At 58.4% G+C, this 9,101-nt stretch carries 11 protein-coding genes; 2 read left to right on the top strand and 9 right to left on the bottom strand.

Translation table 11 applies throughout. The features are described from left to right. Positions 1 to 75 precede the first annotated feature (75 nt). On the top strand, positions 76 to 606 hold the full coding sequence (locus tag FHT29_RS26290; protein WP_113300450.1) for a ferritin-like domain-containing protein: 531 nt from the start codon (positions 76 to 78) through the stop codon (positions 604 to 606). 92 nt (positions 607 to 698) lie between these two features. Continuing rightward, complete coding sequence (gene catE, locus FHT29_RS26285) at positions 699 to 2,846, top strand: catalase C (protein WP_168600414.1); 2,148 nt, start codon at positions 699 to 701, stop codon at positions 2,844 to 2,846. Positions 2,847 to 2,890: 44 nt separating this feature from the next. Here the strand turns inward: catE and FHT29_RS26280 are convergent, their stop codons facing one another. The 9 genes from FHT29_RS26280 to FHT29_RS26240 all read right to left on the bottom strand — a co-directional run bounded on the left by FHT29_RS26280 (position 2,891) and on the right by FHT29_RS26240 (position 9,031). Next, positions 2,891 to 3,871, bottom strand: a complete 981-nt coding sequence (locus FHT29_RS26280) for a PAS domain-containing protein (RefSeq protein WP_348644893.1) — start codon at positions 3,869 to 3,871, stop codon at positions 2,891 to 2,893. A 238-nt stretch (positions 3,872 to 4,109) separates the two neighbouring features. Beyond that, positions 4,110 to 4,694, bottom strand: a complete 585-nt coding sequence (locus FHT29_RS26275; RefSeq protein ID WP_168600413.1) for an alpha-ketoglutarate-dependent dioxygenase AlkB — start codon at positions 4,692 to 4,694, stop codon at positions 4,110 to 4,112. A gap of 26 nt (positions 4,695 to 4,720) precedes the next feature. After that, positions 4,721 to 4,915: a hypothetical protein gene (locus tag FHT29_RS26270; RefSeq protein WP_112445837.1), complete on the bottom strand. Its 195-nt coding sequence runs from the start codon at positions 4,913 to 4,915 to the stop codon at positions 4,721 to 4,723. A 54-nt stretch (positions 4,916 to 4,969) separates the two neighbouring features. Further along, positions 4,970 to 5,206 carry a 30S ribosomal protein S21 gene (rpsU, locus tag FHT29_RS26265; protein ID WP_112445838.1) on the bottom strand — a complete coding sequence of 79 codons (237 nt, stop codon included), beginning with the start codon at positions 5,204 to 5,206 and terminating at the stop codon, positions 4,970 to 4,972. A gap of 34 nt (positions 5,207 to 5,240) precedes the next feature. After that, positions 5,241 to 5,393: a hypothetical protein gene (locus tag FHT29_RS26260; RefSeq protein WP_168600412.1), complete on the bottom strand. Its 153-nt coding sequence runs from the start codon at positions 5,391 to 5,393 to the stop codon at positions 5,241 to 5,243. Positions 5,394 to 5,656: 263 nt separating this feature from the next. After that, positions 5,657 to 6,457 carry an SDR family NAD(P)-dependent oxidoreductase gene (locus FHT29_RS26255; RefSeq protein ID WP_168600411.1) on the bottom strand — a complete coding sequence of 267 codons (801 nt, stop codon included), beginning with the start codon at positions 6,455 to 6,457 and terminating at the stop codon, positions 5,657 to 5,659. Between the two features lie 17 nt (positions 6,458 to 6,474). After that, entirely contained in the window at positions 6,475 to 7,644 is a 1,170-nt protein-coding gene (locus FHT29_RS26250) for a zinc-dependent alcohol dehydrogenase (RefSeq protein WP_168600410.1), read from the bottom strand. Positions 7,645 to 8,091: 447 nt separating this feature from the next. After that, positions 8,092 to 8,667, bottom strand: a complete 576-nt coding sequence (locus FHT29_RS26245) for a cysteine hydrolase (RefSeq protein ID WP_113300443.1) — start codon at positions 8,665 to 8,667, stop codon at positions 8,092 to 8,094. 10 nt (positions 8,668 to 8,677) lie between these two features. Beyond that, complete coding sequence (locus FHT29_RS26240; RefSeq protein WP_113300442.1) at positions 8,678 to 9,031, bottom strand: response regulator; 354 nt, start codon at positions 9,029 to 9,031, stop codon at positions 8,678 to 8,680. Between the last annotated feature and the right edge of the window lie 70 nt (positions 9,032 to 9,101).

The raw sequence follows: 9,101 nt of genomic DNA, 5'->3' as shown, positions 1-9,101 counted from the left end.
AGGATCCAAAGGAACTTCGACGCGCCATGGGTGTTATTCGGGTCCCCACTCTCGAAATTGTGATCGGAGCCCACCATGGCCACTGAAAAGACCCTGAGCGATCTCTTCCTCGACACTCTGAAAGACATCTACTTCGCCGAAAAGCAGATCCTGAAGGCTCTGCCGAAGATGGCCCGCGCCGCCCAGTCAGAAGAAGGCAAAGCAGGTTTCCTGCAGCACCGCGACGAAACCCAGGGGCAGATCGAACGTCTCGAACAGATCTTCGAACTCCTCGGCAAGCCGGCTCGCGGCAAGACCTGTGAAGCGATCCAGGGCATCCTCGCCGAGGGCGAGGAGATCATGGAGGAATATAAGGGCACCGCGGCGCTCGACGCCGGCCTGATCTCATCGGCTCAGGCCGTGGAGCATTACGAGATCGCCCGTTACGGCACCCTGAAGTCCTGGGCGAAGCAGCTGGGCATGAAGGAAGCCGTCGCTCTGCTAGATGCCACCTTGCAGGAAGAAATCGCCACTGACCAGAAGCTGACGGCACTCGGTGAAAGTTCAGCCAACGCCAAGGGCGAAGGTTCGACCAGCGCCAAGGGTGCAATGAAAAAGGCCAGTTAAACTGTCCGCGTAAATGATCAGGCCGCCTTTCGAGGCGGCCTTTTTGCATTGAGCGTCCCGAACGAACCCCGCCGCACTGAGGAGCCCATCCCATGGCCAAGAAACCAGCTACCGCCTCGTCCGCGCCGAAACTTGCGACAGCGACCATCCATGACCAGAAGCTCCAGCGCGGCGCTGGAGGAGAACTTCACCAGTTTGCGGAAGGCGAGACGCCCGTCCTGACGACCGCCCAGGGCGGGCCGGTGGCCGATGACCAGAATTCGCTGCGTGTCGGGCCGCGCGGTCCGCTTGTTGTAGACGACTTCCATTTCCGCGAGAAAATCTTTCACTTCGACCACGAGCGCATTCCAGAACGCGTCGTGCATGCGCGCGGCTACGGCGCCCATGGGTATTTCGAGACCTATGAATCGCTGGCGAAATACACCAGGGCCGACGTTTTCCAGCGTCCGGGCGAGAAGACGCCCGCCTTCGTGCGCTTTTCCACGGTCGCCGGCAACAAGGGCTCGGCCGATCTGGCCCGCGACGTCCGCGGCTTCGCCGTCAAGATCTATACGCAGGAGGGCAACTGGGATCTCGTCGGTAACAACATCCCGGTCTTCTTCATTCAGGACGCCATCAAGTTCCCCGACCTGATCCATGCCGCCAAGCAGGAACCGGATCGGGCTTTCCCGCAGGCGCAGACAGCGCACGACAATTTCTGGGATTTCATCAGCCTGACGCCGGAAAGCATGAACATGGTCATGTGGATCATGTCGGACCGCACCATCCCGCGCTCGCTTCGCTTCATGGAAGGCTTCGGTGTCCACACCTTCCGATTCGTCAACGCCAGGGACGAATCCACCTTCGTCAAGTTCCATTGGAAACCAAAGCTCGGTCTTCAGTCGGTTGCCTGGAACGAAGCAGTCAAGATCAACGGCGCCGATCCGGATTTCCATCGCCGTGACCTTTGGAACGCAATCCAGTCAGGCAATTTCCCTGAATGGGAGCTGCAGGTCCAGCTCTTCGACCAGGCTTTCGCCGACAGTTTCGACTTCGACGTGCTCGATCCGACCAAGATCATCCCCGAGGAAGTCCTGGCGCCGATCGCAATCGGCCGGCTGGTGCTCGATCGCATGCCCGACAATTTCTTCGCGGAAACCGAGCAGGTAGCGTTCATGACCCAGAACGTGCCGCCGGGCATTGATTTCAGCAACGATCCACTGCTGCAGGGCCGCAACTTCTCCTATCTCGACACGCAGCTGAAGCGGCTGGGTGGTCCGAACTTCACCCATCTGCCGATCAATGCCCCGAAGTGTCCCATGCACAACTTCCAGCAGGACGGCCATATGGCGATGCGCAGTCCCGTCGGCCGAACCAATTATCAACCGAATTCGCGCAACGAGGGACCGCGCGAGTCGCCGATGCAGGGCTATCGCCATTTTCCGGCCCAGGAACAGGGCACCAAGGCACGCCTGCGTCCGGAAAGCTTTGCCGACCATTACAGCCAGGCACGGCAGTTCTACATTAGCCAAACCGGCGCAGAGCAACGCCACATCGCATCTGCTTTGACCTTCGAACTGAGCAAGGTCGAAGCACTCGTTATCCGCGAGCGCATGGTCTCGCATCTCCTAAATATCGATGAAACTTTGGCAACCACGGTTGCGCAAAAGCTCGGCTTCAAGTCCATGCCCAAGGCGGCCGATGCGGCGATGCCGACCCGCCAGGATCTAGAACCGTCGCCGGCGCTCAGCATCGTCGAACGCGGTCCCAAACGCTTCGAAGGGCGCAAGCTCGGCATTCTGATCACCGATGGTGTGGATGCCAAGCTGTTGAAGGGGTTGACCGACGCCATCACCAAGGAGAAAGCAGTCTTCGAACTGATCGCGCCGAAGGTCGGCGGCGTGACGGCGTCTGACGGTACATTGATAGCGGCACATCATATGATCGATGGCGGTCCCTCGGTTTTGTTCGATGCTGTTGCCATCCTGACTTCGGCCTCTGGCATAGAGGATCTCGTAAACGAGGCGGCGGCGCGCGACTTCGTGGCGGACGCCTTCCAGCACTGCAAATTCATCGGCTACGATCACTCAGCAGTCCCGCTGTTGGAGAAGGCCGGGATTGCCGATTCACTTGATGAGGGCGTTCGTTCCCTGCCGGGGGAAGAAGGACTTTCCACCTTCGTTGCCGAACTTGGCAAATTGCGTGTCTGGGGCAGGGAGCCGTCGGTCAAGCTCGGCAAGACATCGCCCCCGATCAAATAACATTGAAACAGTGCGTGGGAGCAATTTCCACGCGCTTTCACCTCTCAGATCACCGTTTTAATGCTGAAAAACGCCTCGGCAGCGCGCTTGATGAGCCGGTACCCATGGTCGATACCTAGCTGGGCCGTATTTCGAGCGTGAACGCCAGGCTGTCGTCTCGCCAATCGCGGGTAATGGAGCCTCGGAGTTGTTTTTCGATGAGCGCTCCAACGATAATGGTTCCGAAGCCTTTGATTAGCTCCTGCGGCCTGGGAGCACCCCCACTTTCGGTCCATATCAAGATGAGGCGACCGTCCTCCGGGCTTGGCTCCCACGCTATCGCGAGACGTCCGTGACCGTGCCGTGACAGGAGCTTCATGGGTTACGGCGTTGACCGCGAGCTCGTGGATGACCAGCGAAAGCGGCTGGACGGCTTCGGGAACAACGAGATACCCTGGTCCACTCATTGTGATGTGGCTGCCTGGATAGCGTGAGATCTGCGCCTCGATGACATTTCGTATGTCGATCGCCTTCCAGGAATTCTCGGACAGGAGCGCGTGCGCCCGCGCCAGCGATTGAACACGCTCCTGTACGGCGGAGGCGTATGCCGCAGGATTATCAGCGTTGCTGAGCCGCACGATACTGTCGACGATCGCGAGAACATTTTTGGCTCGATGGTCGACTTCCATCAGCAGCCGATGTTCAGAGGCTTCCAGCGCCTGGACTTTTCGGTACTTCGTCACGTAGATCTGAGACGCGAAGAAATAAGCGACTTCTCCGTCGTCGTCGAGGATAGGGCTAACGTGGAGCTGGTTCCAAAACGAAGACCCGTCCTTCTTGTAATTCAGAAGCTCTACATCCACGCCCTTGCCGGCCGTCAACGCGTAACGGACTTCGGCCACTGCAGCAGGCGAGGTCCCCGTCCCTTGCAGGAACCTGCAGTTACGACCGACGATCTCGTCCGCTGCATAACCTGTCAGATCGAGGAATGCCTGGTTGGCGAGAACGATCGGATATTCGGGTTGTCTTGCGTCGGCAACGACCATCGGCATCCTGGTGCGCTCGAACGCTGCCGCGCTAAGCTCCTTGTGATCCCGCTGGCCCGTAGGGGATGCGACGGTCGGCTGATCACCGTGGACCGGGGTCTCTGATACTGCCAACTGCTTACCTCATTGTCTCGGTGAGCAGGTAACATCTTTGTCGGGTAAAGGTTTCACTGTGCAGATGAATGGCGATCCGGCTTGGGAATAGTCGACGCCGTAATATGCCCGCTGCACGCCGACCTCATGCCGCGCTGTTTAGTTCGCGGAAGGTGATCGAATAACGAAGCTGATCGACCGGCGGGATAGAATGCTCCCAAAGGGTCCTGGCCTCGCCGGCCATCACATAGGCCGATCCTGGTTCGACTATGACCGAGCTGCGCTGCCACTTGCCGCCCTGGCGCCGCCTTAGTCTGAACGTGCAGGGTGAGAGAAGCGAAATACCGACCACGCGACCGAAGACGAATTTGTCTTTGTGCCAACCGATCGGAGCGCCGGGACCATATTCGGTCACCAAGGCCTGTTCCAACCGGTTGGGGTCGATTCCAGCGAAACTGCCTGCCATCGCGCGGACGGGAAAAAGAAACGGCGGGATGTCTTCGCCTTTTCGGACACGCGCCGTATCGAAGTCGTATTTCCAGCCATATGAAACTGTCCTGCGTTTGCCCTCGAAACCGTGGAAATCGAAAGCTTTAAACGGCAGCCCGGGCATCTTTTCGAGAAGGGCCTGCTGCAGATCGTCGGGGATGACATCGGGTGCATAGCGAAAACCGTCCGGAAATGCCGGCTCGATCGCGCCGAAGAGGTCATGCTGTTCCATCTCGCACATATCTGGTTCTCAAGCTGCCTGTCGTCTCAATGGACGCTCGGCGTTTTCATCACGGTCGCAAAGTCCTCGGCGACCAGTTCGCTGACGGCAATCAGGATTTCTTCGCGCGAGAAACCCGCCCGCAGCGCATCCCGGATCAAATCCTGCAATTCAGGTTCGATGACGTCACGACAATCCTCCAGACGCTCTTCGGAAATTGTTATGCTGGTGAGCTCTTCCATCTTTTACCCTTCACGGAATGCCGCTCCGCCCATGGCGGAGCGATTTCTAAAGTACTAACGCACGGATGCTTTCCGCTTTGGTGTGGCGATGAGGCCTTCACGCTGCATCTTCTTACGTGCGGCCTTTCGGTGGCGGCTGATTGCCTGCGCCTTTTCGCGAACGCGGCGCTCAGACGGCTTTTCGTAAGCGCGCCGTTCCTTCATTTCTCGGAACAGCCCTTCGCGTTGCATTTTCTTCTTCAGCACCCTGAGGGCTTGGTCGACATTGTTGTCTCTGACGAGCACTTGCATCGAATTCTCCTTTTTTTGATCCAGTCTTCTCCCGTCAGCCGAGCTGCTCAGCGATCAGCTCCTGCAGTTCACGACGGGTGAGGAGACAGGGAGAGATTTTCCTATTCTTAGTCGGCCGAGTAACGGCCTCATCGCGCTCGCGCGGCTTCGCCGCCGCGGGCGCGGAAGCGATGTTTATTTTTTTCAATGGGTTTCCTTTGCCGGCCAGTCGGCTGGCATCAATTTGATTGGGATTCGCCCGTCACAAAACATGGAGGGTAAGCGTTTGCTGCCGCAGGCAAACTCTGCAGTCAAACCCTAGGGTTTGCTCAGCAAGTCCCGCATATGGGGATTCGCAATGGCGATTACAATCTTCCGAGGAATGTAGTACTAGCGAAAGCAGAGGAGAGCCTCACTCAGGTGGGGCCCTCAATAGCACCAGACCTCCCGAAGCCGAGCAGTGGTGTCTGCTCAGTTCTTTGCCGTTCCCGGCGCCGCCATCTTCGCATGCTGAGCCGCCAGAACTGACGCCGGCGTGACGTTGGCCATCGCCGCCTGGAATTTGTTCTTCCAACCGGCGACCACATCGCCCTCCCCATCTATCATGGCATCGAATCCGACCTTGGCAACGTCGGCCGGATCGTCCTTCTCGGCCTGGCCGACGTCGGTATCCAGCATGTTGGCGCGCTCGAAGAAGCGCGTGTCCGTCGGGCCCGGCATCAGGCACGAGACGGTCACGCCGGTATCCTGAAGCTCGTTGCGAAGGGCAAACGAGAAGCTGTTGAGGAAAGCCTTGCTGCCGTTATAGACGGCTTGATAACTGCCCGGAATGAACCCGGCGATCGATCCGGTGATGAGGATTTTACCCGCGCCCCTTGCCCGCATCTGGTTGCCGATCTGCTGGATCAGATAGACCGTACCGACGACGTTCGTATCGATGACCTTGCGAGCCTCTGCGAAGTCCTGGTCGAGGAAGCCCTTGCCCAGCCCGCGCCCGGCATTTGCCAGCAGCAGATCGACAGAGCGGCCGTCGGCCTCGATGCTTTCGGCAAGCCGATCGACGCCTTCGACAGTCGAGAGGTCCGTGACGACAGCATCGACGTTTGCTCCCATCCGGCGGAGTTCGGCGGCCGCGTCATTGATCTCCTCCTCGTCGGCAGCAATGATCAGATCGTAACCCTTCGATGCAGCAATCTTTGCGAGTTCAAAACCGATACCACTCGAGGCGCCGGTGACGACGGCGAGGCCGGTTTTCTGTTGTGCGCTTCCCATGATCATGCTCCTCTTCCTCAGGGTTTCAGAACGACCTTGATGCAGCCGTCCTTTTTCTCAAGAAACGTCTTGTAAAGATCCGGTCCATCTTCCAGGCTTCCCGTGTGGGTGATGATGAACGATGGATCGATCTCGCCATTCTGGATGCGGTCCATCAGGATCGGCAGGTAGTGCTGCACCGGCGTCTGGGCCATCTTGAAGGTAAGGCCGCGGTTGATCGCCGAACCCATGGGAATCTTGTCGAGGAAGCCGCCGTAAACGCCGACGATCGAGACAGTCCCGAAGTTGCGGCAGCAATGGATCGCCTGACGCAGCACATGCGGACGATCGGTGCCCATAAAGGTCGCGACCTTGATGCGATCGAGACGCGCGTCCCAACTGGCGGATGGGTCTGACTCCGTTCCGACAGCGTCGATGCAGGCATCCGCGCCGCGGCCGTTGGTCAGCTCCATGATCCGGTCATAAATATCCTTGTCCATGTAGTCGAGCGTGATGGCTCCGGATCTTTCGGCAAGCGCCAATCTTTCCGGCACTGTATCGATGGCGATGACCCGCTCGGCGCCGAGAATGAACGCGGACTTGATCGCCATCTGACCGACGGGACCGCAGCCCCAGATGGCGATCGTATCACCCGGCTGGATGTTGCAGAAATCGGCCGCCATGTAGCCGGTCGGGAAGATGTCGGACAGGAAAAGGACCTGCTCGTCTGTCAGTCCCTCGGGCACTTTGATCGGACCGACATCGGCATAGGGCACGCGCAGATATTCTGCCTGCCCCCCGCTATAGCCGCCGAGCAGATGCGTGTAGCCGAATAGCCCCGCAGGTGAGCTTCCCCAAAGCTTCTTCGCTTTCGATGGATCGGGATTGCTTCGTTCGCAGCCAGAAAAAAATCCGCGTTTGCAGAAGAAGCATTCGCCGCAGGAGATGGTGAAGGGAACGACGACGCGGTCGCCGAGCTTGAGCTTCTTGTTGTCCTTGCCGACCTCGACAACCTCGCCCATGGTTTCGTGTCCCATGATGTCGCCACTATGCATATCGGGCATGATCCCATTATACAGATGGAGGTCGGAGCCACAGATTGCACAGGCGGTGACCTTGATGATCGCGTCGCGGCCTTCTTCAATCTGCGGGTCAGGAACGCTTTCGCATCGAATGTCGTGCTTGCCGTGCCAGGTTAATGCTTTCATATCTTCCTCCCGCGGCCGTCATGCCGTGCTGCGACGGAAACCACGACTTCGAGAAGTTGTTCCCTTTCGCATGGTTGTAAGAGAGCAGAACCTGGAGGCAGGCTGCGCATTTCTCCGCCATGGCCGGACGATCACGATTTCTTCGGATCCAGAGATTGCCGTTGCACTCGCGCGACATCGTCATGATGTCGCGGCAGCTGTTCTGTCGGCGGCGGGTTGGTGCGCGGTCGGTGTCGGGCTTGATTTTCGGCAGAAATGGTTTCTTCTCACAACATGCTCTGACCCTTGTCGTTTTGCTCCTCTTGCTCCTGATGGAGCATTCTCAAAACCGAAACCTGAGGGCGCTCCAGGCCAAAACTGACGAAATGATCCGTTGAAGCGATAGCCAACACAATCGATGATCGGCGCCGAGCAGCGTGAACCACATGAACTCGACGCGAATTCGGGTTAGACTGATTGCAAAAATTCCTCTGTCATGAGGAGTTCGAGCTGCACCGAAAAACGGTCGCCCAGCAGTTCGAGCGACGCATCATGGGTCTCGTCGGCGCCGGAACAGACGGCGTCACGAAGAACGATAACGCTATAACCGAGGTCAATTGCTCCTAGTGCCGCCGATAGAACGCAGACGTCAGTCTCGCCGCCGGTCAAAACCACGGTGCCGACGCCCTCGGCCGAAAGTATCCCATGAAGCGTGTCGCCCATCCACGGCGAATAGGTCATCTTGTCAAAAACGCGCGCGGGAGGGACCAGTCGTTGCAGGATGGGCAGAAGATCGAGCATCTGGGGGTCTAGACGCTCGCGCGTCATTTGCGACCACTTTTCATAATAGTCCCGCCACATGCCGGGCATGTCACTGGAGCGCGAGGGGGTAATGAACCGGGTGAAGATGGTGCGCTCCGGGAAGCGCCCTGCAAGTTCCTCGACTTGCGGACAAACTTCCTTCATCCACGGCACGTGCCAGGGCGTTTCCTCTGCAAAGATCCGTTGCATGTCGATGCAGAGATGGATCCAGGGCCCTCTCATTCTGGTCTCCCTACGCAGCCATCGCCACAAGCGTTTTTGTGACAGCAATGGAGTCACAGGGTTTGGCGAAAAATACGCCTCGCGACGGCAGTTTGTCTGGGCGCGGCATTTTCATGCCGGAGACCACGATGATCTCCATTGGCCAGCGGTCGCGGATGGAGACGGCGAGTTTCAGGCCGTCCATCCAGCCCGGCAGGTCGATATCGGTGAACCGGATAAAGACTTCTGGCACAGTCTTCAGGATCCGCACCGCATCCGCGGTGTTCATTGCCTCAAGCGCCTCGAACCCGGCTTCTTCGACCAGATCCACGGCGGCCAAGAGCAAGAGGGGTTCGTCTTCGACGACCAGGACTTTGGGCTTCATGCTACTTCCTAATTTTACAGTTCTACGGCAAAATTCCCGTCGGCGGCACAAGTTCCGGAGCCCACTTTTT

Source organism: Rhizobium sp. SG741 (assembly GCF_012275435.1).
Lineage (GTDB): Bacteria > Pseudomonadota > Alphaproteobacteria > Rhizobiales > Rhizobiaceae > Rhizobium > Rhizobium lusitanum.
The sequence above is the reverse complement of the archived record's forward strand: the minus strand, read 5'-3'. Positions and strand labels throughout refer to the sequence as shown.